The sequence below is a fragment of the Kitasatospora sp. NBC_00039 genome (assembly GCF_045160625.1).
GTDB lineage: Bacteria > Actinomycetota > Actinomycetes > Streptomycetales > Streptomycetaceae > Kitasatospora.
In genome coordinates this window covers 6,105,945-6,129,261 of record NZ_CP108289.1, presented here as the reverse complement: position 1 = coordinate 6,129,261, position 23,317 = coordinate 6,105,945, and the positions used below count along the sequence as shown (strand labels likewise).

21 protein-coding genes are annotated in these 23,317 nt (G+C 73.6%); 15 read left to right on the top strand and 6 right to left on the bottom strand.

Annotated features, from left to right (window positions below; all coding sequences use genetic code 11):
• Positions 1 to 32: 32 nt before the first annotated feature.
• The 8 genes from OG286_RS27240 (at position 33) to OG286_RS27205 (ending at position 11,110) form a co-directional block, all read left to right on the top strand.
• Positions 33 to 1,337, top strand: coding sequence for a sensor histidine kinase (locus OG286_RS27240; protein WP_396319606.1), 1,305 nt, complete (start codon positions 33 to 35; stop codon positions 1,335 to 1,337).
• Entirely contained in the window at positions 1,334 to 2,008 is a 675-nt protein-coding gene (locus tag OG286_RS27235) for a response regulator (RefSeq protein ID WP_396319607.1), read from the top strand. Before OG286_RS27240 ends, OG286_RS27235 begins: the two co-directional genes overlap by 4 nt.
• A gap of 309 nt (positions 2,009 to 2,317) precedes the next feature.
• The gene (locus OG286_RS27230; protein ID WP_396319608.1) at positions 2,318 to 3,460 is read left to right on the top strand and encodes an alpha/beta hydrolase; all 1,143 of its coding nucleotides are present in this window, start codon (positions 2,318 to 2,320) and stop codon (positions 3,458 to 3,460) included.
• Between the two features lie 45 nt (positions 3,461 to 3,505).
• Positions 3,506 to 4,735, top strand: coding sequence for an acyltransferase (locus OG286_RS27225; protein ID WP_396319609.1), 1,230 nt, complete (start codon positions 3,506 to 3,508; stop codon positions 4,733 to 4,735).
• 224 nt (positions 4,736 to 4,959) lie between these two features.
• Complete coding sequence (locus OG286_RS27220) at positions 4,960 to 6,903, top strand: galactose oxidase-like domain-containing protein (RefSeq protein ID WP_396319610.1); 1,944 nt, start codon at positions 4,960 to 4,962, stop codon at positions 6,901 to 6,903.
• A 33-nt stretch (positions 6,904 to 6,936) separates the two neighbouring features.
• On the top strand, positions 6,937 to 9,225 hold the full coding sequence (locus OG286_RS27215; protein WP_396319611.1) for a Dyp-type peroxidase: 2,289 nt from the start codon (positions 6,937 to 6,939) through the stop codon (positions 9,223 to 9,225).
• 145 nt (positions 9,226 to 9,370) lie between these two features.
• On the top strand, positions 9,371 to 9,718 hold the full coding sequence (locus OG286_RS27210) for an MmcQ/YjbR family DNA-binding protein (protein ID WP_396319612.1): 348 nt from the start codon (positions 9,371 to 9,373) through the stop codon (positions 9,716 to 9,718).
• A gap of 234 nt (positions 9,719 to 9,952) precedes the next feature.
• Complete coding sequence (locus tag OG286_RS27205; RefSeq protein WP_405365829.1) at positions 9,953 to 11,110, top strand: alpha/beta hydrolase; 1,158 nt, start codon at positions 9,953 to 9,955, stop codon at positions 11,108 to 11,110.
• Between the two features lie 13 nt (positions 11,111 to 11,123).
• Here the strand turns inward: OG286_RS27205 and OG286_RS27200 are convergent, their stop codons facing one another.
• The 3 genes from OG286_RS27200 to OG286_RS27190 form a co-directional block, all read right to left on the bottom strand.
• Positions 11,124 to 12,098 (bottom strand): helix-turn-helix transcriptional regulator, encoded by a 975-nt coding sequence (locus OG286_RS27200; RefSeq protein ID WP_396319614.1) that lies wholly within the window; start codon positions 12,096 to 12,098, stop codon positions 11,124 to 11,126.
• Between the two features lie 163 nt (positions 12,099 to 12,261).
• Positions 12,262 to 13,275, bottom strand: coding sequence for an aldo/keto reductase (locus tag OG286_RS27195; protein WP_396319615.1), 1,014 nt, complete (start codon positions 13,273 to 13,275; stop codon positions 12,262 to 12,264).
• A complete protein-coding gene (locus OG286_RS27190) occupies positions 13,272 to 13,760 on the bottom strand; it encodes a MerR family transcriptional regulator (protein WP_396319616.1) in 489 nt (162 codons plus the stop codon). The genes OG286_RS27195 and OG286_RS27190 overlap by 4 nt, the downstream gene beginning before the upstream one ends.
• A gap of 141 nt (positions 13,761 to 13,901) precedes the next feature.
• Here OG286_RS27190 and OG286_RS27185 point away from each other — a divergent pair, with 141 nt between their 5' ends.
• Positions 13,902 to 14,735 carry a serine hydrolase domain-containing protein gene (locus OG286_RS27185; RefSeq protein ID WP_396319617.1) on the top strand — a complete coding sequence of 278 codons (834 nt, stop codon included), beginning with the start codon at positions 13,902 to 13,904 and terminating at the stop codon, positions 14,733 to 14,735.
• Between the two features lie 34 nt (positions 14,736 to 14,769).
• Here the strand turns inward: OG286_RS27185 and OG286_RS27180 are convergent, their stop codons facing one another.
• Positions 14,770 to 15,546, bottom strand: coding sequence for a pirin family protein (locus OG286_RS27180; RefSeq protein WP_396319618.1), 777 nt, complete (start codon positions 15,544 to 15,546; stop codon positions 14,770 to 14,772).
• A gap of 207 nt (positions 15,547 to 15,753) precedes the next feature.
• Here OG286_RS27180 and OG286_RS27175 point away from each other — a divergent pair, with 207 nt between their 5' ends.
• The 5 genes from OG286_RS27175 to fabF all read left to right on the top strand — a co-directional run bounded on the left by OG286_RS27175 (position 15,754) and on the right by fabF (position 20,772).
• On the top strand, positions 15,754 to 16,950 hold the full coding sequence (locus OG286_RS27175) for a PucR family transcriptional regulator (RefSeq protein WP_396319662.1): 1,197 nt from the start codon (positions 15,754 to 15,756) through the stop codon (positions 16,948 to 16,950).
• A gap of 90 nt (positions 16,951 to 17,040) precedes the next feature.
• Complete coding sequence (locus OG286_RS27170; RefSeq protein WP_396319619.1) at positions 17,041 to 17,985, top strand: ACP S-malonyltransferase; 945 nt, start codon at positions 17,041 to 17,043, stop codon at positions 17,983 to 17,985.
• Complete coding sequence (locus OG286_RS27165; protein WP_396319620.1) at positions 17,982 to 19,028, top strand: beta-ketoacyl-ACP synthase III; 1,047 nt, start codon at positions 17,982 to 17,984, stop codon at positions 19,026 to 19,028. Before OG286_RS27170 ends, OG286_RS27165 begins: the two co-directional genes overlap by 4 nt.
• Before the next feature lie 82 nt (positions 19,029 to 19,110).
• Complete coding sequence (locus tag OG286_RS27160; RefSeq protein WP_360183576.1) at positions 19,111 to 19,353, top strand: acyl carrier protein; 243 nt, start codon at positions 19,111 to 19,113, stop codon at positions 19,351 to 19,353.
• A gap of 153 nt (positions 19,354 to 19,506) precedes the next feature.
• Positions 19,507 to 20,772 carry a beta-ketoacyl-ACP synthase II gene (gene fabF, locus OG286_RS27155; RefSeq protein ID WP_396319621.1) on the top strand — a complete coding sequence of 422 codons (1,266 nt, stop codon included), beginning with the start codon at positions 19,507 to 19,509 and terminating at the stop codon, positions 20,770 to 20,772.
• A gap of 63 nt (positions 20,773 to 20,835) precedes the next feature.
• Here the strand turns inward: fabF and OG286_RS27150 are convergent, their stop codons facing one another.
• Complete coding sequence (locus OG286_RS27150; RefSeq protein WP_396319622.1) at positions 20,836 to 21,330, bottom strand: DUF3145 domain-containing protein; 495 nt, start codon at positions 21,328 to 21,330, stop codon at positions 20,836 to 20,838.
• A gap of 363 nt (positions 21,331 to 21,693) precedes the next feature.
• Positions 21,694 to 22,716 (bottom strand): NADP-dependent oxidoreductase, encoded by a 1,023-nt coding sequence (locus OG286_RS27145; RefSeq protein ID WP_396319623.1) that lies wholly within the window; start codon positions 22,714 to 22,716, stop codon positions 21,694 to 21,696.
• 96 nt (positions 22,717 to 22,812) lie between these two features.
• Here OG286_RS27145 and OG286_RS27140 point away from each other — a divergent pair, with 96 nt between their 5' ends.
• A complete protein-coding gene (locus OG286_RS27140) occupies positions 22,813 to 23,277 on the top strand; it encodes a MarR family winged helix-turn-helix transcriptional regulator (protein WP_396319624.1) in 465 nt (154 codons plus the stop codon).
• Positions 23,278 to 23,317 lie beyond the last annotated feature (40 nt).

Here is a 23,317-nt window from a genome sequence, read left to right as displayed (position 1 = left end):
CCGGAGCGCCCCGGGCCGCCTAACCTGACGGGATGATCGATCCGCCCGCCGGGCCGGCCCGGGGCGGCGGCCGGCTGGCCGCCCTGCTCGCCCCGCTCACCCGCCCCTCCTCCGACCACGCCCCGCTGCTGGCCCACGCCTCCCGCCGCTGGGTCCGCTACCTGCCCTACGCCCTCGCGGTGGCGGCGCTCTCCTCCCTGCTGCCCAGCGCGATCAACGTCCTCGCCAACGACTACGGGCTCAACGCCGGGCTGGCCGCGGGGCTCGCCGTCGGACAGACCGTTCCGCTGCTGCTGGCGGTGAGCCGCCCGCTGCCCGCCTGGTGGATGATCGGCGGCGCCGACCTGCTGACCTCCCTGCTGATCCTCACCACGGGGCGGGACACCCACGCCCCCTGGCCCTGGCCCGCCACCGGCCTGGTCGGCTACCTGTTCCTGATGCTGCCCCTCGCACTCCGCGAACGCCGGCGCACCCTGCTCTCCGTCTGGCTGGTCACCGGCACCGTCAGCCTCGTACTCTCGGCGCTCGCCCCCGCCGGCCGCTTCGGTGGCGACAACAGCCTGCTGGCGGTGGCCCTGACCGGCGCCGTGCTGGTGCTCGGCGGAGCCCTGCGGGAACGGGCGGAGGCCCAACGCCTGCTCGCCGAGCAGGAGCACATCAGCGAGGCCGAGCGCGAGCGGCGCACCCTGCTGGAGGAGCGCGCCCGGATCGCCCGTGAGCTGCACGACGTGGTGGCCCACCACATGTCGGTGATCGCCGTGCAGGCGGCCAGCGCCCCGTACCGGATACCCGACGTCACGCCGGAGGCCGCCGAGGAGTTCGGCGCCATCGCCGGCACCGCCCGCGAGTCACTGGCCGAGATGCGGCGGCTGCTGGGCGTGCTGCGCAGCGAGGAGTCCACCGCCGAGAAGGCGCCGCAGCCCGGGGTCGGCCAGCTGGGTCAGCTGGTCGAGACGGTCGGCCGGGCCGGGGTGCCGGCCGAGCTCGCCACGCCGCCGGAGCTGGCCGGCACGTTGCCGCCGGCCGTCGACCTCTCCGTCTACCGGATCGTCCAGGAGGCGCTGGCCAACGTCGTCCGGCACGCGCCCGGCGCGCAGACCTGGGTCTCGCTGGCCGTCGACGGCCAGGGCCTGCTGGTCACCGTGGTGAACGGCGCCCCGCCCGCGCGCACCGAGTCGCTGGAGGCGTCGGTCGAGGGCACCGGCCAGGGACTGGTCGGAATGCGCGAACGCGTCCGGCTGCTGGATGGCAGGCTGGACACCGGCCCGCTGCCCGACGGCGGCTTCAAGGTGGCCGCCGTCCTGCCGCTCGACACCCCCGGGGAGACACCCGCATGACCATCCGCGTGATCATCGTCGACGACCAGGCGATGGTGCGGGCGGGGTTCGCCGCCCTGCTGAACGCCCAGAGCGACATCGACGTCGTGGGCGACGCGGCGGACGGCGCGCAGGCCCTGGAGGTGAGCGGCCGCACCCACCCGGACGTGGTGCTGATGGACGTCCGGATGCCCGGCATGGACGGCCTGGAGGCGGCCCGCCGGCTGCTCGACCCGGCCGTCCCCGGCGCGCACCGCCCCAAGGTCCTGATGCTGACCACCTTCGACGTGGACGACTACGTGTACGAGGCGCTGCGCGCCGGGGCGAGCGGCTTCCTGCTCAAGGACGCGCCCCCGGCCGACCTGATCGCCGCCGTCCGGGTGGTCGCGGCCGGCGAGGCGCTGCTCGCCCCCTCGGTGACGCGCCGGCTGATCGAGGACTTCGCCCGGACCAAGCCCGCCAAGCGCCGCGACCCCAAGCTGCGGCTGAACGGCCTGACCCCGCGGGAGACGGAGGTGCTGGAGCTGATCGCCCGCGGCCTCTCCAACCAGGAGATCGCCGCCGGGCTGGTGCTCGCCGAGCAGACCGTCAAGACCCACATCGGCCGCATCCTCGCCAAACTCGGCCTGCGTGACCGCGCCCAGGCGGTGGTCCTCGCCTACGAGTCGGGGCTGGTGACGCCGGGTCAGTGACGGCGGGCGCCGGCACTGGTCCGATGACGCGGGTCCGGTGACTCGGGTCTGTGACGCCGGTCCGGTGACGCGGGCGGCCACTCGCCCGCCCGCCGAGGGCGCTCCTGGCCCGGTACCGGCGCCCGGCGATCCCCGGCCCTCCCTCACCTCCCCACCCCTCCCTCCCGGTACCGGCGCGCCCTTCCGCCCGGGGCGGAGGTGATACCCGGGTAGTACCCGGGAGTTGGCCCCGCGGTGTGACGTCCGCGGGGCCGTCGCATTTCTACCTTCCTCTCCGTCGAGACCGAACGGACAAGGGAGACACCGAAGATGCGGCAGCCGCGCACCCACCACAGGCCCCGCCGCTTCCGGCGGGCGGTCGCCGCCGCCGCGGTGGCCCTGGCCGCCGTCCTGGGCGCGGGCGGCTGGGCCGCCGACACCCAGCAGGCGGTCATCGGCCCGCCGCCCGGCAGCGCCGCCTGGGCCGCGGACACCACCCTCGGCCTCCGGCTGCCCGACCCGGCGACCGCCTCCGCGGCCGAGGTGGCCGCCTTCTTCGACCGGCTGCCGGCCGGCCCGCAGGACGCGCTGGCCGTCCGTCACCCGCTGGTGGTCGGCAACCTGGACGGCGCCCCGGTCGCGCTCCGGTACCGGGCCAACGCGCTGGCGCTGGCCGAGGAGCGCGAACGCCAACTGGCCCGCGCCACCGACCCGGCACTCACCCCGCAGGACCACACCGCCGCCCGCGACCGCGCCGAGCGCTACCGCACCCTGCTCGACGGCGGCCGGCAGATCCTCGCCTTCGACCCGCGCGGCCGCGGCCAGGTCGCCGAGGTCTACGGCGACCTCGCCACCTCCCGCCGGACGGCCGTGATCGTGCCCGGCTCCGACATCGACCTGCACAGCTACGACCGGCCGGGCGATCCGTACGGCAGCCCGGCCGGGATGGCCCGCGCGCTGTACGAGGCCACCGGCCGGCAGACCGCCGTGATCGCCTGGGCCGGCTACACCACCCCGGTCGGCGTCGGCCCGGACGCCGCCACCGAGACGCTCGCCCACGCCGGGGCGCCGCGGCTGGCCCGGCTGCTCGACGGGCTCGCCGTCTCCACCGCCCCGGCGGCGCCCGCCACGGTGTTCTGCCACAGCTACGGCTCGGTGGTCTGCGGGCTGGCCGGCCTCGGGCCGCGGCAGACCTCCGGCGTGGTCGTCCTCGGCTCCCCCGGGATGGGCATCGGCTCCGCGGCCGACCTCGATCCCCGGGTGCCGCTCTGGGCCGTCGAGCGCAACGGCTCCGACTGGATCGGCAACGTGCCCAACGTCTCGTTCCTGGGCCTCGGCCACGGCCCCGACCCGACCGCCCCCGGCTTCGGCGCCCGCCCGCTGCCCGCCACCGGATCCCACGGCCACACCGGCTACTTCACCCCCGGCACCGCCTCGCTCGCGGCCTTCGCCGCCGTCGCCCTCGGCCGCTGAACCCGCCGTAGGCACCCCACCCGACCAGCAGTAAGGAGCACCGCCGTGGCCCACCCGCTCACCGCCCTGCGCCGCGCCGCCGACCAGGTCGACGCCCGCACCCCCGCGACCCGCGACCGCGCCCTGGACGGCCTGCGCGCGCTCGCCCTGCTCGCCGTGCCGACCGGGCACTGGATGCTCGGCGGCTTCACCCTCTCCGCCGACGGCGCGCTGCACAACGCCAGCCCGCTCAGCTCGCTCGGCTTCCTCGCCCCGGCCAGCTGGGTGCTCCAGATGCTCGGTGTCTTCTTCCTGGTGGGCGGTCACTCCTCGGTCCGCTCGCTGGACCGGGCGCGGGCCGAGGGGCTGGGCCACGCCGGCTGGCTGCGCGGCCGGGCGGTACGGCTGCTGCGCCCGGTGCTCGGGGTGGCGGCCGTGTGGGCGCTGCTGATCCCGCTGATGGAGCGGCTCGGCGTCCCGGGCGACACCGTCCGGACCGGCTCGGTGCTGGTGGTGCAACCGCTCTGGTACATCGCCGTCTACCTGGGGCTGACCGCGCTCACCCCGCTCTGCGTCGCCGCCGCCCGGCGTCTGCGCGGCTGGTCGGCGGGCATCCTGGCCGCCGTGGTCGCCGTCGTCGACCTGCTCCGGTACGGCTCGTGGGCCGAGGCGGTGCCGTCCTGGGTCGGGCTGCTGAACATCCTGCCGGGCTGGCTCTTCGGGTATCAGCTGGGCGTGCTCTGGGCGCGGGAGCAGCTCGGCCGCCGGGCGGCGCGGCTGCTGCTGTTCGGCGGCGGCGCCCTGTTCGCCGTGCTGCTGCTGGTCTTCCACTACCCGGCGAGCATGGTCGGCGTGCCCGGCGCCGAGCGGACCAACTCGCACCCGCCGTCCCTGCTGGTGCTGGCGCTGGCGGCGCTGCAGTGCGGCGCCGCGGTGCTGCTGCGCGAGCGGCTCGGCCGGCTGCTGAAGCGCCGTCCGCTGCTCTGGCTGCCGGTGGTGACGGTCAACCTCTCGGCGATGACGATCTTCTGCTGGCACCAGAGCGCGATGCTCGCCGTCGCGGTGCCCGGAGCGGCCGGCCTGGGCACGGTTCCCGGGCTGACCGACGCCCCCGCCTCGCTCGGCTGGGTGGCCGCCCGGCTGGCGCTGCTTCCGCTGTTCGGCGCCGTACTGGTCGCGATCGGGTGGTTCACCCGCCGCTTCGACGGCCCGTGGACGGCGTTCTCCCGCACCTGGAAGGCGGTGGCCGGCGCGGCGGCGGCACTGTTCGCCGCGTACGCGCTGGGCGTGGTCTGAGCAGGCCGCCCCCGACGGGGACTGACGGGGCGTGAGCCGTTCGGGCCCACGCCCCGTTCGCATGCGACACGCGCTCCACCAAAGCAGGGCATCCGCATGCGAACCACCACGCACTGTGATGTCCTGTGACGGTCGGCAACCGCCGCTGCACCCGCGCCCGCCACGGCCCGTCCACCCCGCGCCCGCCGGCCCTTCTCCCGACGTTCCCCCTCACGAGGAGTCCCATGTCCCTGTCCCCACCGCGGCCGCCGCACCGGCCGCGGGCCCGCCGCCGGCTGTCCGCCGTCGCCACCGCCCTTGTCTGCACGCTGACCACCGGTACCGTCCTGGCCGTCGCCGCGCCGGCCCTCGCCCTGGTCCCCGGCCACGGCGGCGCCGACGACGACCTGGCCCCGCACGTCACCTCGCCCCGGGTACTGGCCGAGATGCGGGACGACGAGGTCGCGGCGCTCGGCCAGGAGCACGCCGAGGAGCACGCCCGCATGCGGGCGGCCGTCCGCGGCATCGGCGACTACCCGCAGACCACCCGGACCAACCGGCTCAAGGCGCTGACGGACTCCCAGACCACCACCAACGCCGGCTTCGACCCGACCGTCTTCGGCGCGTTCAACCAGTACTTCTCCTCGCCCGACTTCGGCGACCACATCGCACTGCTGCCGACCGGCAAGGTACTGGTGTTCTCCTTCGAGCGGATCGAGACCAACCCGGAGAAGGAGCCCGCGCCGACCCAGACCACCGGCAAGGAGAACGCCGGCCGGGCCTACCTGTGGGACCCGGCGAAGGGCTACGGCAAGGACGCCTTCAAGGAGGTCACCCCGCCGGTCGTCGACATGCCGGACGGGCTGAACGAGCCCCGCCCCGCCCCGTTCTTCTGCTCCGGCCACTCGTTCCTGCCCAACGGCATGCTCGGCGTCTTCGGCGGCAACCTGGGCGGCAACGGCGGCACCGGCGCCAAGCTCTCGCTGATCTTCGACCCGTGGACCGAGACCTGGACCAGGAACCCGGACATGTCGGTGGGCCGCTGGTACCCGTCCGTGGTCACCGGCGCCGACGGCCGGCAGCTGATCATGTCCGGCCAGTCCGAGCTGGGCTGGGGCACCCCGACCCCGGTGGTCGAGCGCTTCCCCGCCAAGGGTCACCCGGTGCCCTCGCTCAAGACCGAGATCCCGAAGAACACCCCGGTGGACCGGTTCAAGGCCGACGCCCCGTTCACCCTGGACTACCCGCACCTGTTCTCGCTCAACGACGGCAACATCTACGGCTTCGGCCGCCAGGCCGACGAGCAGTGGAAGTTCGACCCGGTCGCCGAATCCCGCAGCGACCTGGCGGCCCGCCCGGACGGCCGCAAGCGCAACTACGGCTCGGCCGTCATGCTGCCGAGCGGCCCGAACGGCCCGGACTCCGCGCTGGTCCTCGGCGGCGACCGGGACAACCCGAGCACCCTGCGCTTCTCCAACGGCAGTTGGACCGCCGAGAAGTCGCGGGCGTTCGGCCGCACCCAGGACGACACCATCCTGCTGCCCGACGGCAAGCTGATGACCGTCAACGGCGCGTACGACATCCGCGACTACGGCAACGGCCCCTACAACCCGAACGCCGACCTCAAGTACCGCCAGATCGAGCTGCGCGACGCCCAGGGCAACTGGAAGCTCGGCCCGGTCCAGCGGCTGCCGCGCGGCTACCACTCCAACGCCGTGGTACTGCCGGACGGCCGCGTCATGGTGACCGGCGACGAGCTCCAGCAGCTCGCCAACAACCCGGACATCAACGGCACGGTGAGCGGCATCCCCGGCACGACGGGCCCCGTCACCATGAACGGCACCATCGAGATCTACGAGCCCGCCTACCTCCACCAGGACAACCGCCCCTCGCTCGACCGGGCCCCCACCACACCCGTCGGCTACGACAAGAAGTTCCTGGTCAGCACCTCGACCCCGGAGCGCGCGTCCAGGGCCGTCCTGCTGGCGCCGACCACCTCCACCCACTCGGTCAACACCAGCCAGCGCCACATCGAACTGCGGCTCAGCAGCCGGGCCGGCAACCGGCTGGAGCTCCAGGCGCCGCCGGACGCCAAGGCCGCGCCGCCCGGCTGGTACATGCTCTTCCTGCTCAACGACCAGGGCGTGCCCAGCGTCGCGCAGTGGGTGCAGCTCAGCTCCTCGGCCTGATCCCCCTCACCCATCCCCACCCGGAGGAACCCCATGGCAACGGATCTGAGACTGCGCACGAGCGACGAGATCCAGGGCGACGTCGTCGCCGGCTTCAAGAAGGACAACGTCACGCTGCTGTTCCTGAAGTTCGAGGACGCGGCCCGGGCCCGCAGCTGGCTGCGCGTGCTGGCCCCGCAGATCGCCACCACCCGCCAGGTCGCCGACTTCAACGAGGCGTTCAGCGACGCCCGGAAGTCCTCGGGCGGCGACGACCCCAAGACGCTCAAGGCCACCTGGCTGGGCGTCAGCCTCACCTACGAGGGCATGCGCCAGCTCTCCGCCACCGACCCGTTCGAGAAGGCCCCGCCGCCCGGCAGCGGCCTGGAGGCGTTCAAGGAGGGCTCGGCCAAACGCGCCGGCGCGCTCGGCGACACCGGCGACAACTCCCCGGAGAACTGGCTCTTCGGCAACGGCAAGAACCAGCCCGTGCACGCGGTGCTGACGATCGCCGCGGACACCGAGGCGGACCTCGCCGCCGCCGTCACCGCCCAGCGCGAGGCCGCCGCCGAGGCCAAAATCCTGATCATCTTCCAGCAGAACGCGAAGACCCTGCTCGGCAGCCGCCGCGGCAAGGAGCACTTCGGCTTCAAGGACGGCATCAGCGAGCCCGGCGTCCGCTTCTTCGACCGGCCGAACCCGGACAACCAGGAGGAGGTCGAGAACCACCCCGGCACCCGGATCATCCCGGCCGGCGAGTTCGTCGTCGGCGAGCAGCCCGCCCCCGGCAGCTTCACCGACTTCCCCGAGTGGGCGCGCAACGGCTCCTTCCAGGTGGTCCGCCGCCTCGCCCAGGACGTCCCCGGCTGGTGGTCACAGGTCTCGGTCAAGCTCAAGGAGCTGAAGCAGGCCAAGGCCGTCCCGGAGACCGCCACCGCCGAGTGGCTGGCCGCCCGGCTGGTCGGCCGCTGGCGCTCCGGTGCGCCGGTCTGCAAGCACCAGGACCGGGACGTCCCGAACAACCCGAGCGCCTCCTCCGACAACGACTTCGACTTCCGGGACGACCTGGAGGGCCTGGCCACCCCGCTCTTCTCGCACCTGCGCAAGACCAGCCCCCGCGCCGGCCTTCAGGCCCCCGACCCCAGCCGGCCCCCCTTCGACGCCAAGGAGCTGGACGGCCGGCGGATCATGCGGCGCGGCGCCCCCTACGGGCACCCGTTCGACCCGGCCGCCGAGGGCCCCGGCGGCCCGGACGACCCGCGCGGCCTGCTCTTCGTCTGCTACCAGGCCGACATCGCACGGCAGTTCGAGTTCATCCAGGCCGACTGGATGGACGAGCCGGACTTCCCGCCCGGCCGCAACCCGCAGCCCGGCAAGGACCCGGTGACGCAGGAGGCCGACAACGTCGACTTCGAGAGCCGCGGCCCGGACGGCGCGATCAAGCACACCCCGCTGAGCTTCCAGCAGTTCGTCCAGACGCAGGGCTCGGTGTACGCGTTCGCACCGTCCATCAGCACCCTGAAGGCGCTCGCCGAAGGACGGCTCACCGGGCAGTCGCAGGGCCAGCAGGGCGGCCAGACCACCCCGCAGCCCGGCAGGGCGTACCCGGCCGACGACTTCGTCGCCGTGCCGGACCAGTGGCGCAAGGGCGGGCAGAGCCAGTTCTGGGCCTGCCACGGCGACCGGTACCGGAAGATCTCGGTGGCCGACGGCTCCGCGCACACCGACCGCACCGTCAAGGGTGACGGCCGGCTCGGCGACCACGCGTGCGTCCAGGGCATCGGCCGGATCGACTGCGCGCTCCCCATGCCCGACCTGCAGAACCCCGGCGGCAAGAGCTGGTACTGGGTGTTCCACAGCACCGGAGGCAAGCAGCAGTACCGCGCCGTCTCGATCACCTGCGGCAGCAACCACAGCGGCGCGCTGGAGCGCCCGGACCGCGACCTGACGGCCTGGGCGTCGCTCGCCGGCGTCGGCCGGGTGGACTGCTTCCTCCCGGTGCCGGACCAGCAGCGGGTCGGCGGCAAGAGCTGGTACTGGGTGTTCCACACCACCGGAGGCAAGCAGCAGTACCGGCTGATCTCGATCGCCGACGGCGCCGCCCACACCGACGTCTGCGAGCGCACCGACCGCGAGCTCTCCCAGTGGGGCTCCCTCAACGGGGTCTCCGCGGTGAACTGCTTCCTGCCGGTGCCCGACTGCCGGCGGGTCGACGGGAAGAGCGAGTACTGGGTGTTCCACGGCGAGAACTACCGCCGGATCTCGGTCTCCGACGGCAGCGGCCACCCCGACCGCCAGATCGCCGGCGACCGCTCCTGCGACGCCTGGAACTCGCTGCTCTGAGCCCTCCCGCCGGAGACCCCGACGCTCCGCCGGCCGGGGATTCCCCGGCCGGCGGAGCCGCTCGCCCGGAAGACCCCCGCCCCCGGTACGCGCCACGCACCGGGGGCGGGGGCGTACCCGCGCGGGCACGCCCTAGGCTGCCGCCATGGTGACGTTCGACGATTTCCGGGCGATGGCACTCGCCCTGCCCGAGGCCGAGCAGCAGCCCACCTGGGAGATCGAGACCCTGAGGGTCCGTACGAAGATCTTCGCGATGGGCTCCCCGGACGGCGAGACCGTCAGCGTCAAGGCCTCCCGGGAGGACCAGACCGAGCTGCTCGCGGCCGAACCCGAGGTGTTCTCCTACCCCAAGTACGTCGGCCGGCACGGCTGGGTAGGCGTCCGGCTCGACCGGGTCGACCCCGAGGAGCTGCGGGACCTCCTCACCGAGGCCTGGCGGCTGACCGCGCCGAAGCGGCTGGTCAGGGAGTTCGACGCGGACACCGCCCGCTGAGGCCTCCGTGACGCCGGCCGGATACCTCCGGTTCATGTGATCCATCCCACAGTTTGAGGCGCCCCGGCATTCCGCCGGGCGCCCTAGGCTTGCGCAGGGAACAGCAGTCGAAGTTGGCAGGCGTACCACCCTCCGGGCCCCGCCCGTGGAACGGTCACGGGCCCCAAGGGAGTTGACGCGATGCGCCGTCGGCGGTGGAAGCGTGTACTGATCGGTGCCTTCGCAGGGTGTGCCGTGCTCGCCGATGCCGGCGCCGCCGCGGCCCAGGCCGCCGCCTCCACCGAACAGCTGGCGATCTCCACGCCCCCGGCCGGCAGCAGCGCCTGGGTCCAGGACCACTCCTTCGGCCGCAGCCTGCCCGACCCGGCCACCACCACACCGGCCGCCGCCGCCGAGTTCTTCGCCTCGCTGGCGCCCACCGAGCTGGACCGGCTGATCCAGGACTACCCGCTGGTGGTCGGCAACTTCGACGGCGCCCCGGTCGAGCTGCGCTACCGGGCCAACCGGATCGCGCTCACCGCCGAACGCGACCGCGCCCGGGCCCGCGCCGCCGACCGGAACCTCGACTCCGACCTGCGGGCGCTGGCCGTCTCCCGGGCCAACGACGTCGACCACCTGCTGGCCCCCGAACGCCAGGTCCTCGCCTTCGACCCGCGCGGCCGCGGACTGGTCAGCGAGGTCTGGGGCGACCTCGCGGACGCCGACCGGATCTCCGTCGTCGTCCCCGGCTCGGACGCCGACCTCGGCCACTTCGACCAGGCCGTCGAACCACTGCGCTCCCCCGCCGGGATGGCCCGCGCGCTGTACGCCGAGGAGCGGCGGCAGGCGCCCGGCACCCGCACCGCGGTGATCGCCTGGACCGGCTACGTCACGCCCTCCGGCCTCGGCCCGGACGCCGTCACCTCCCGGCTCGCCGACGTCGGCGCACCCCGGCTGGAGCGGCTGCTCGCCGGGCTCAAGGAGACCACCCGGCCGGACGTCCCGCCGTCCCTGCTCTGCCACTCCTACGGTTCGGTGGTCTGCGGCACCGCCGCCCCCGACATCCCGCGGGCGGCCGCCTCGCCGTCCGACACCTCCGGCGTCACCGACCTGATGGTGTTCGGCAGCCCCGGCATGGGCGTGCAGAGCACCTCCGAGCTGGGCACCGGCGTCCACGTCTGGGCGACCCGCAACGGCAGCGACTGGATCGGCAACGTGCCCTACCTGGAGGTCGGCGGGCTCGGCCACGGCGCCGACCCGACCTCGGCCGACTTCGGCGCCGAGCAGATCTCGTCGGCCCGCTCCTCCGGCCACAACGGCTACTTCACCGAGGGCACCGACAGCCTGCACAACTTCGCGGCCATCTCCCTCGGCCACTACCGGGACGTGGTCCGCCCCGCCGCTGACGCGTGAGACCCGCGGGCCGTCAGTCCCGGTAGAGCCGGGCTGCCTCGGCGGCCGCGCGGGCCAGCTCCCGGCGGGCCGCCGGCGGCGAGAGCACCTCGGCGTCCGCGCCGAAGGAGAGCAGGGCGCGGACCGACGGCAGCGCCTGGAACCCCAGCGCCAGCTCCACCCACTCCTCGGAGGTCCCGGTCCCCGCGTCGGGCGGCGGGGGCGAGGTGAGCCGGGCGCCGTGGATCCGGACGAAGATGTCCATCCGACCGCGCCGCACCCGGACCTTCACCAGCACCTCCTTCGGCGGCCGCTCGACCTGCTCGCGCAGCACCGCCCAGGCCTCGCCCAGCCCGACCCCCGGGCGGCGGCGCACCGGCTCCTCGGCGGCCTCGGCGGTGACCACCCGATCGGCCCGGAACAGCCGGGGCTCACCGCGCAGATCGGCCACCAGGTACCAGACCGAGGCCTTGGAGACGAGGCCGTACGGGTCGACGGTGTACTCGACCGGGGCCGGCGTGCCGCTGTGCCGGTAACGCAGCCGCAGCCGGCGGTCGGCGAAGACGGCGTGCTGCAACTCGCCGAGGTCGGGGCCCGCGGGGGCGCCGGGCTGGAGCCAGCGGGCCGGGTCGACCAGGACGCGTTCGCTGATCCGCTCCGCGGCCGGGCGGTGCGGGGCGGGCAGCGCGGCCATCACCTTGCGCAGCGCCGAGCCGAGCGCGCCGTCGAGCCCGAGGTCGCTGTGCGCGCCCTGGGCGGAGAGCACGAAGAGGGCGCGCGCCTCGTCCGCGGTGAGGCCGCTGACGTCGGTGCGGTAGCCGGGCAGCAGCGCGATCCCGCCGTGCCGGCCGCGCTCGGTGTAGACCGGGACGCCGGCCGCGGAGAGCGACTCCACATCGCGGTAGATGGTGCGGACCGACACCTCCAGGCGGTCCGCCAGTTCGGTGGCGGACACCCGGCCGCGGGTCTGGAGCAGCAGCAGGATCGAGAGCAGGCGGTCGGCCTTCATGCCGGAAGGATCGCAGAAACCCTGACGCTCGTTGTCAGCTTTACCGGGAGATTGCCTCCGGGAGGGAAACCCCTTCCGCGTTCGGGCCACAGCCGGGGGCGGACCACGGCCGTGACCGGGCCACGGCCGGGGGCGGGCCGGCGGGCCGCCCCCGGGGCCGCCGCTATTCGCGGCCGACCGGGGTGAACGCCATGTCCGGGTAGCGGTCGCCGGCCACCCGGCCGGAGATCGGCTCCAGCACGGCCAGCTCCTCGGCGGTCAGCCGGAGCGTGGCGGCCGCGGTGTTCTCGGCGAGCCGGCCGCGCCTGCGGGTGCCGGGGATCGGCACGACGGTCAGGCCGTGGACCTCGGCCCGCTGGTGCACCCAGGCGAGCGCCACCTGGGCGGCGGTGATCCCGCGGGCCGCCGCGATCTCCCGGATCGGCTCGACCAGCACGAGGTTGGCCGCGGCGTTGGCCCCGCGGAACCGGGGCTGCGTCCGGCGCACGTCGTCCTCGGCCAGCTCCTCGGCGGCGGCGAAGGAGCCGGTCAGGAAGCCGCGCCCGAGCGGCGAGTACGGCACGAAGGCGACGCCCAGCTCGGCGGCGGCCGGCACCGCCGAGCGCTCGACGTCCCGGGCGAAGACCGACCACTCGGACTGCAGGGCCGCGATCGGGTGCACCGCGTACGCCTCGCGCAGCTCGGCGCCGGTCACCTCCGAGAGCCCCAGGTGGCGCACCTTGCCGGCCGCCACCAGCTCGGCCATCGTGCCCACCGACTCGGCGATCGGCACGGCCGGGTCGCGGCGGTGCATGTAGTAGACGTCGATCACGTCCACGCCGAGCCGGCGCAGCGAGGCGTCCACGGCGGCGCGGATGTACGCCGGGTCGTTGCGGACGCCGCGGTGGGCCGGGTCGTCCTGCTTCCGCTCGAAGGCGAACTTGGTGGCGACCACCACCCGGTCGCGGTTGGCGCGGACGAAGGGGCCGATCAGCTCCTCGTTGCGGCCGAACCCGTAGGCGTCCGCGGTGTCGAACAGGGTCACGCCGCCCTCCAGCGCGGCGTCCAGGGTGGCGAGTGCCTCCGAGGTGTCGGTCGGGCCGTAGAACTCGCTCATGCCCATGCAACCGAGGCCCTGGACACCCACGACCGGGCCGTCGGTGCCGAGCTGGGCGGTGGGGAGGGTGGGGAGACTCATGCGCTCTGCTTCCTCTGCGGGCGGTCCGCCGGTTCGCCGCGGTCGGCGATCTTGCCGGCGTAGAGATCGATCTTGTAGTCGATGACGGCGAGGGTGGCGTGGAGGTCGGCGATCCGCTGCCGGACCTCGTCCCGGTGGGCGACCAGCAGGTCGCGCCGGTCCTCGAGGGTCTGCTCACCACGGCGGGCCAGTTCGACGTAGCGGAGCATGTCGGCCACCGTCATACCGGTCAGCCGCAGCCGGCCCAGGAAGGCCAGCCGGTGCAGGTCGGCGTCGCGGTAGCGGCGCTGGCCGGAGGCGGACCGGTCGACCGGGTCGAGCAGGCCGATCCGCTCATACCAGCGCAGGGTGTGGGCGGTCAGTCCGCTGGCCGCCGCCACTTCGCTGATGCTGTGCCGGGGGGTGCGGTCCGGCTCGCCGAGCGGTGTGTTGAACACGTCGGAACACGTCCGCAGATCGACCTTGATCGGCGTGAGCATTGCCATGACCGGAACCCCCAGTGGTGTGCGGTGGCCCACGCGGTGGTGGGTCGGTACGACGCTAATGAGTTGGAGTGCACTCCAAGCAAGCCTGCCATCCGGGTGGTCCCGCCAACCGGCTCGCACCGTCCCGTTAGAGTCGGGCGCATGGAGAGCTTGCGGATGATCGAGACCTGGCCGGTGCCCCACGCCGCGGCGGCCGTGGTGCGGGGTGCGGACGGCGCGGTGCTGGGCGGGCACGGCCCGCAGGACCACCTGTTCCCCCTGGCGTCGGTGACCAAGCTGCTGACCTCGTACGCCGTGCTGGTCGCGGTCGAGGAGGGCGTCTTCGAACTGGACGACCCGGCCGGGCCGGAGGGCTCCACCGTCCGCCACCTGCTGGCGCACACCTCGGGCCTGGCCTTCGACGAGCACCGGGTGATGGCCGAGCCGGGCAACCGCAGGCTCTACTCCAACGCCGGCTTCGACGTGCTGGCTCAGACCCTCCAGCAGGCCTCGGGCATCGAGTTCGGCCGGTACGCCGCCGAGGCCGTGTTCGAGCCGCTCGGCATGCGCTCCACGCTGATCAACACCGCGCACAAGTCCCCCGCCGGGGCCGGTGGCCTCTCCACGGTGGCGGACCTCGCGCTGTTCGCGGCCGAGTTGCAGTCGCCCAAGCTGCTGGACCCGTCCACCGTCCGCGCGGCCACCCGCGAGGTCGCCTTCCCGGGCACCAGCGGCGTGCTGCCGGGCTTCGGCCACCGCCGGCCGAACGACTGGGGCCTCGGCTTCGAGATCCGGGACGGCAAGGCGCCGCACTGGACGGGGACGGCCAACTCCCCCGCCACCTTCGGCCACTTCGGCCAGTCCGGCACCTTCCTCTGGGTGGACCCCGAGGCCGGCGTGGCCTGCGTCGCGCTCACCGACCGGGACTTCGGGCCGTGGGCCGCGGAGGTCTGGCCGGCACTCAGTGACGCGGTGCTGGCCGGCCTCCCCGCCTGAGAAGGAGCCGGACTCCCCACCCGAGCAGGGCCTGTCAGCCGTACGAGACCGGCGAGTGCATCTCCCAGAGCAGCAGCTCGGCGCCGGTCTCGCCGGCCGTCGGGTCGGTGAAGGCCCCGCCGGTGATCCGGACACTGTCGCCGGGCGCCATCGAGCGCCCGCCGCCCTGCGGTCCGGGCACCGTGCGGTAGCCCAGCGAACCGGCCGTCAGGTGCGCGTACCGCCAGGCGGCGGCCGGGAGTTCGGGCAGCGGCTGCCACGGCCCGGCGGTGGCCAGCCAGAGCGCGGCGTCGCTGCGGCGCAGCCGCAGCGCGTCGGTGCCGGCGTCCCGGTCCAGCCCTGAGGCGAGCAGTGTCAACCCGCCGTCCGCCGGTTCCACCCGGCGCAGCCCGTACGCCGGGGGCGCGTCGAACACGTCCGGCTGGAGCCACATCTGGACGAACCGGACCGGCCCTTCGGCGCCGCCGACGTTGCGTTCGGTGTGGGTGACGCCGGAGCCCGCGCTCAGGTGCTGGACCATGCCCGGACGGACGACGCCGCCGTGGCCGTGGGAGTCCCGGTGGGCCAGCGCGCCCTCCAGCACCCAGGTGAGGATCTCGGTGTCCCGGTGCTTGTGCTCGTCGAACCCGGAGCCGGGGGCGAGCCGTTCCTCGTTGCACGCGAGCAGCGCGCCGAAGTGCGTGTTCCTCGGGTCGTAGTGGCCGGAGAAGGAGAACGCGTGTCTGGTCTCGATGCCCTCGGCCGGGGCGGAGAGGAAGCGCTCCGCGGTACGGCGCAGGTCGGCGCGGGGGCGGGCGGGGGCGTCGGTCACGGGCCCCACGGTAGCCGGTGTGACGGCTGCCACCGTGCCGCTCCGCCGGGGGCTGTGCACGAGCAGTCACTCCGGTGAGGCAGTCTTGTCCTTGTGCCAGCCGCATCCGCGAACTCCAAGAGCGATCCCACCGCCCAGCCCGACCAGGACGGGAAGGGCCCGGCCCCCGGGGCCGGCCGCGACCGGCCCGGCCGCGCTGCGCCGCGTCTGACCGCGCAGGAGCGCAGACTCGCCGCCGAGCGGGCCGAGCGCCGGGCCGCGACGCTGAAGCGGCTGGAGAAGTCCTCCGGCAAGCTGGCCACCGCCGCGATCGCGCGGATGGACGACCAGCTCGGCTGGTACCGGCGGATGCCGCCGGAGCACCGCTCCTGGATCGGTCTGGTCGCCCAGGCCGGTATCGCCGCGTTCACCGAGTGGTACCGCCACCCCGACGCCCCGCAGGCGATCTCCACCGACGTCTTCGGCACCGCGCCGCGCGAGCTGACCCGGGCCATCACCCTGCGCCAGACCGTCGAGCTGATCCGCACCACGATCGAGGTGATGGAGGAGGCCATCGAGGAGGTGGCCGCCCCCGGCGACGAGGCCGACATGCGCGAGTCCGTGCTGGTCTACGCCCGTGAGATCGCCTTCGCCACCGCCCAGGTGTACGCCCAGGCGGCCGAGGCGCGCGGCGCCTGGGACGCCCGGCTGGAGGCGCTGGTCGTCAACTCACTGCTCTCCGGCGACGCCGACGAGGGCGTGCTCTCCCGGGCCGCCGCGCTCGGCTGGGGCCAGCCGAGCCAGGTCCGGGTGGTGATGGGCAGCGCCCCGGACGGCGACAGCGAGCTGGTGGTGGAGGCGATCCGCCGGGCCGCCCGGTACGCCAAGCTGCACGTGCTGACCGGGGTGCTGGGCAAGCGCCTGGTGGTGGTGGTCGGCGGCGACAAGGAGCCGGTGCACGCGGCCCGCGCGCTGATCGGCCAGTTCGCGCCGGGCCCGGTGGTGGTCGGCCCGACCGTGCCCGACCTGCTGTCGGCGACCCGCTCGGCGCACGCCGCCGCGGCCGGCCTGCGGGCCTGCGCCGCGTGGCCGGACGCGCCCCGCCCGGTGCTGGCCGACGACCTGCTGCCCGAACGGGCGCTCGCCGGCGACCAGGCGGCGCGCCGTCAGCTGGTGGAGGAGATCTACACACCGCTGGACGAGGCCGGCTCGGCACTGCTGGAGACCTTGAGTGTCTACCTGGAGCAGGCCTCCTCGTTGGAGGGAGCGGCCCGGATGCTCTTCGTCCACCCCAACACGGTGCGCTACCGGCTCCGACGTGTGACAGACGTCACGGGCTACGCTCCATCCGACGTACGTTCGGCGTTCACGCTGCGTATCGCACTGGCGCTGGGACGACTCACGGCCGCCGGAGAGCCGAGCTGAGCCCGATGTAGGGAACTTACAATCCCGGATGCTTTTCTTCGTTACCGTCGCCTACCCGCCCCCGGGCGTCCGGCGAGAGAGGGTTGAACCGTGCTCGTAATCGTCGCCCCTGGACAGGGTGCCCAGACCCCCGGTTTCCTCAGCCCCTGGCTGGAGCTGGACGGTGTCGCCGACCGCCTCCACGGCTGGTCGGAGGTCGCCGGGCTCGACTTGGTGCACGCCGGTACCCAGGCGTCCGCCGAGGACATCAAGGACACCGCCGTCGCCCAGCCGCTGCTGGTCGCGGCCGGCCTGGTGACCGCCCGAGAGCTGTTCCCCGACGAGGACCGCGCCCGTGCGCTGGTCGGCGCCGTGGCCGGCCACAGCGTCGGCGAGATCACCGCCGCCGCCGGTGCCGGCGTGCTCTCCGCCCATGACGCACTCACCTTTGTCCGTGAGCGCAGCCTCGCGATGGCCGAGGCCGCCGCGGCCACCGAGACCGGCATGATCGCCGTCCTCGGCGGCGAGCCGGAGGCCGTCTCGGCCAAGCTCGCCGAGCACGGCCTGACCGCGGCCAACAACAACGGCGGCGGCCAGATCGTCGCGGCCGGCACGGTGGCCCAGCTGGAGGCCCTGCAGGCCGACCCGCCGGCCGGGTCCCGGCTGATCGCGCTCAAGGTCGCCGGCGCGTTCCACACCGCGCACATGGCGCCCGGTGTCGAGCGGCTGGCCAAGCTGGCCCCGACCCTGCCGGTCGCGGACCCGAAGGTCGCCTACGTCTCGAACCAGGACGGCCAGGTCGTGGCATCCGGCGCCGAGGTGCTGGACCGTCTGGTGTCGCAGGTCTCCAACCCGGTCCGCTGGGACCTCTGCATGGAGACCCTGCGGGAGCTGGGCGCGACCGCCGTCATCGAGCTCGCCCCCGCGGGCACCCTCACCGGACTGGTCAAGCGCAACCTCAAGGGTGTGGCCACGCTTGCCCTCAAGACCCCCGCCGACCTGGACAAGGCCCGCGAGCTGGTCGCGGAGCACGGCGGTCAGGAGCAGCAGGCATGACCAAGGCCCAGATCAACCCCGTCACCGGTGCGCAGTACTCGCGCATCCACGGTGTCGGGGGCTACCGTCCGGTGCGGGTGATCCCGAACTCCGAGGTGCTGAACTGGATCGACTCCTCGGACGAGTGGATCCGCACCCGTAGCGGGATCGCCGAGCGCCGCTGGGCCGGCCCCGAGGAGACCGTCGCCGAGATGTCGGTGCAGGCCGCCGGAAAGGCCATCGCCCAGGCCGGGATCGACCCCGACCGGATCGGCGGCGTCATCGTCGCGACCGTCTCGCACCTCAAGCAGACCCCCGCGATCGCCACCGAGATCGCCGAGCGGCTGGGCTGCGGCACCGCCCCGGCCTTCGACATCTCGGCCGCCTGCGCGGGCTTCGGCTACGGCCTGGGCCTGGCCGACGGCATGGTCCGCGGCGGCAGCGCCGAGTACGTGCTGGTGATCGGCGTGGAGCGGCTCAGCGACCTGACCGACCAGTCGGACCGCTCGACCGCGTTCATCTTCGGTGACGGCGCCGGCGCCGCGATCGTCGGCCCGTCCGACACGCCCGGCATCGGCAAGGTCATCTGGGGCTCGGACGGTTCCCACAAGGACGTCATCTCGCAGACCCAGGCCTGGGACACCGCCTTCGGCAAGGAGGACGCCGTCAACGGCGTCGGCGAGGCCCATGGCGACGGTCGCAGCAAGTGGCCGGCCCTGCGGATGGAGGGCCAGACGGTCTTCCGCTGGGCGGTCTGGGAGATGGCCAAGGTGGCCCAGCAGGCGCTGGACGCCGCCGGGGTGACCGCCGACCAGCTGGGTGCGTTCATCCCGCACCAGGCCAACATGCGCATCACCGATGCCATGATCAAGGCCCTCAAACTGCCCGAGTCGGTGCCGGTCGCCCGCGACATCACCGAGACCGGCAACACCTCCGCGGCGTCCATCCCGCTGGCGATGGAGCGCATGCTGGAGAGCGGCGAGGCACGCAGCGGCGACCTCGCGCTGATCATCGGATTCGGGGCGGGTCTGGTCTACGCCGCGGCAGTCGTTACGCTCCCCTAGGCGCGTTTCGCCCCAACCCCCATCAAAAGCCTGCGTCCGTCCGCCGGGCGGCCGCATTCAACACCGAAGAGGAGCAGCCAGTATGGCTACCAAGGACGAGGTCCTGGAAGGTCTCGCTGAGATCGTCAACGAGATCGCCGGCATCCCGACCGAGGACGTCGAGCTCGACAAGTCCTTCACCGACGACCTGGACGTCGACTCGCTCTCCATGGTCGAGGTCGTCGTGGCCGCCGAGGAGCGCTTCGACGTGAAGATCCCGGACGACGAGGTCAAGAACCTGAAGACCGTCGGCGACGCGGTGGACTACATCCTCGCCAACGCCTGAGCGTTCGACTCGTTCGACGCCTGATGTCGGCCGGCTCCCCGAGCCGGCCGACCCTCCGGCCGGACGCCCCTGCGGGCGCCCGGCCGGGGCCCCACCCCCCGGCCACCCCCCGGCCCGCCGCCGAAACCCCGCAACGTGAGAGAAGAAGATCCAGTGACCGCTGAAAACCGTACCGTGGTAGTCACGGGTATCGGCGCCTTCACGCCGCTGGGCGGCGACGCCGCCACGACCTGGGAGAACCTGGTCGCGGGCCGCTCCGGTGTGGCCGCCCTCACCGAGGAGTGGGCCGCCGAGCTGCCCGTCCGGATCGCCGCGCGCACCGCGGTCGACCCGGGCGAGATCCTCCCCCGCCCGCTCGCCCGCCGGCTGGACCGCTCGGCGCAGTTCGCGCTGATCGCGGCCCGCGAGGCCTGGGCCGACGCCGGCTACGAGACCCCCGCCACCGACGAGTCGTCGAAGCTGGCCCCCGAGCGCCTGGGCGCCGTGATCGCCTCCGGCATCGGCGGTGTCACCACCCTGCTCGACCAGTACGACGTGCTGAAGGAGAAGGGCGTCCGCAAGGTCTCCCCGCACACCGTCCCGATGCTGATGCCCAACTCCCCGGCGGCCAACGTCGGTCTGGAGGTCGGCGCCCGTGCCGGTGTGCACACCCCCGTCTCCGCCTGTGCCTCCGGCGCCGAGGCGATCGGCTACGCGATCGAGATGATCCGTACCGGCCGCGCCGACGTCGTGGTGGCCGGCGGCACCGAGGCCGCGATCCACCCGCTGCCGATCGTGGCGTTCGCCAACATGATGGCGATGTCCAAGAACAACGACGAGCCGCAGCGCGCCTCCCGCCCGTACGACAAGGGCCGTGACGGCTTCGTGCTCGGCGAGGGCGCGGGCGTGGTCGTGCTGGAGTCGGTCGAGCACGCCGAGGCGCGCGGTGCGCGGATCTACTGCGAGGCGATCGGCCAGGGCCTGTCCTCGGACGCCCACCACATCGCCCAGCCCGAGCCGACCGGCGCCGGCGTGGCCCGCGCGCTGGCCGACCTGTTCGAGCGCAACGACCTGGACAAGGCCGAGATCGTGCACGTGAACGCGCACGCGACCTCGACCCCGCAGGGTGACACGGCCGAGCTGAAGGCGCTGCGCAAGGAGCTCGGCGAGCACCTGGACCACATCGCCGTCTCGGCCACCAAGTCGATGACCGGCCACCTGCTGGGCGGCGCCGGCGGCATCGAGACCGTCGCCACCGTGCTGGCCCTGTACAAGCGGCTGGCCCCGCCGACCATCAACGTCGAGGACCTGGACGACGACGTGGACGCGGATATCGTCCGGGACGAGCCCCGCCCGCTGCCCGAGGGCCGGATCGCGGCGCTGAACAACTCGTTCGGCTTCGGCGGCCACAACGTGGTGCTGGCCTTCCGCACCGTCTGAGACCGCTGACAGCAGAGGGGTCCGGCGCTCGCCACGAGCGCCGGACCCCTTCGCCGTTCACGGTCAGACCACCTGGTGCAGCCAGCGCACCGGGGCGCCCTCGCCCGCGTAGCGGAACGGCTCCAGCTCGTCGTCCCAGGGCTTGCCGAGCAGCCGGGAGATCTCGGCCTCCAGGTCGGCCCCCTCGCTGCGGGCACGCAGCAGGACGGCGCGCAGCCGGTCCTCGGGGATCAGGATGTCGCCGTGGATGCCGGTGACGGCGTGGAAGATGCCGAGCGTGGGCGTGCTGCTGTAGCGCTCGCCCTCCGCCGTGGCGCAGGGCTCGCTGGTGAGCTCGTACCGCATCAGCTGCCAGCCGCGCAGGGCGGAGGCGAGCTTCGAGGCCGTACCGGGCTCGCCCTGCCAGGAGAGCTCGGCGCGCCAGTGTCCGGGCGCGGCCGGCTGGCGGATCCAGTCCAGACTCACCCGCACACCCAGCACCCCCGCGACGGCCCATTCGACGTGCGGGCACAACGCGCGGGGCGCGGAGTGGACGTACAGGACTCCACGTGTCGTCACCGGGACCTCCAGGCTGTGGACGAGGGTCGCCTTCCCCAGCTGCCTCGCGTTCGCGCCTGTAGTTGATCCACAGTTACCCACGTTAGCCGACATTAAGCCACTAAATTGAGCAAAACGGACAGGCTTTCGCTCAATGCTAGTCGAATCCTCAACGAGGTCCACCCCTCGGTCGGATCTCTCCCCCGAACGGCCCCATCGCCAGGCGGGACCACCGTACCGCGCCGCCCCGCACGATGGATGACGCACTTTCGGATCCGGCCGCAATGCGGTAGCGCGGCCGGATCCCCTGCGCCCGGTACGCAAACCGCCCCGCACGCCCGAGGGGCGGCGGGGCGGCCTGGCGGCAGTGGTGTTGACGTGGCGTCAGCCGTCGAGGCGGACCACCATCTTGCCGGTGTTGACGCCGCGCAGGAGGTCCAGGAAGGCCTCCGCGGTGTTCTCGAAGCCGTCCACCACGGTCTCCTCGTTGCGCAGCCTGCCCTCCTTCAGCCAGCCGCCGACCTCGGCGACGAACTGCGGCTGCAGAGCGGCGTGGTCGCGCACCAGCATGCCCTCCAGGCGCAGCCGCTTGCCGATCGCCAGCGCCAGGTTGCGCGGGGCGGCCGGCGCGGAGGTCTCGTTGTACTGCGCGATCGCGCCGCAGAGCACCGCGCGGCCGTGCACGCCGAGCGCGCCGATCGCGGCCTCCAGGTGGCTGCCGCCGACGTTGTCGAAGTAGAGGTCGATGCCCTCCGGGGCGGCCTTGGCGAGCTGCTCGGCGACCGGGGCGTCCTTGTAGTTGAACGCGGCGTCGAAGCCGTACTCGTCGGTCAGCTTGGCGACCTTCTCCGCCGAGCCGGCCGAGCCGACCACCAGCGAGGCGCCCTTGAGCCGGGCGATCTGGCCGACCATCGAGCCGACGGCGCCGGCCGCGCCGGAGACGAAGACCCGGTCGCCCTCCTTGAGGCCGCCGACCGCCAGCAGGCCGGCGTAGGCGGTGAGGCCGGTCATACCGAGCACGCCGAGGTAGGCGGAGAGCGGCACGGACTCGTCGACCTTCACCGCCTGCGTCGCGTCGACGGTGGCGTACTCGCGCCAGCCGAGCCCGTGCAGCACGGCGTCGCCCGGGGCGAAGCCCTCGGCCTCCGAGGCGACGACGTAGCCGACCGCGCCGCCGTCCATCGGCCGGCCGAGCTCGAACGGCGGGACGTAGGACTTCACGTCGTTCATCCGGCCGCGCATGTACGGGTCGACCGAGAGGTAGGCGTTGCGGACCAGGATCTCACCCGGGCCCGGGGTCCGGACCGGCGCCTCGACCAGGGCGAAGTCGGTCGGAACGGGCCAGCCCTGGGGGCGGGCGGCGAGGTGCCATTCGCGGGCGGTGGCGGGCACTTCCTGCTCGGCCATCTGGGGGTACTCCTTGTCGCCTAAAAGGTTGACTTACTGAAGTAACGATGGACATGAAAGGTTCATGTTGTCAACTGTTCAGGTAGACTGTGAGGCATGGACACCCAGCCGACCCCGTCCGGCGCGCCGGAGCCCGACGAGATCACCCGTGAGGTCGTCGACCTGATGGCCAACCTGGTCGCGCTCTTCCATCGCGAGTACGAGGAGGCCGCCGCCGCCCGCTCGCTCACCGGCGCCCAGGCCAAGGTCCTCGCCCTGCTGCGGCGCGGCCCGATGCCGATGCGCCACATCGCCCAGACCCTCAGCTGCGAGCCGTCCAACATCACCGGCATCGTCGACCGGCTGGAGTCGCGCGGCTTCGTCACCCGGGAGGCCGACCGGCAGGACCGCCGGGTCAAGCTGGTCGCCGCCACCGAGAGCGGTTCGGCCGCCTCCGAGGAGCTGCGGGAGTCGCTGAACTTCGCCCGCGAGCCGCTGGCCGCTCTCGGCCCGGACGAGCGGACGGCGCTGCGCGACCTGCTCCGCCGGATGCTCTCGGGCGCCTCCGGCCCGGGGGCGTGAGGAGCATCACGGCCCCGGCGGCCGTTCCGGAGCAATTGGC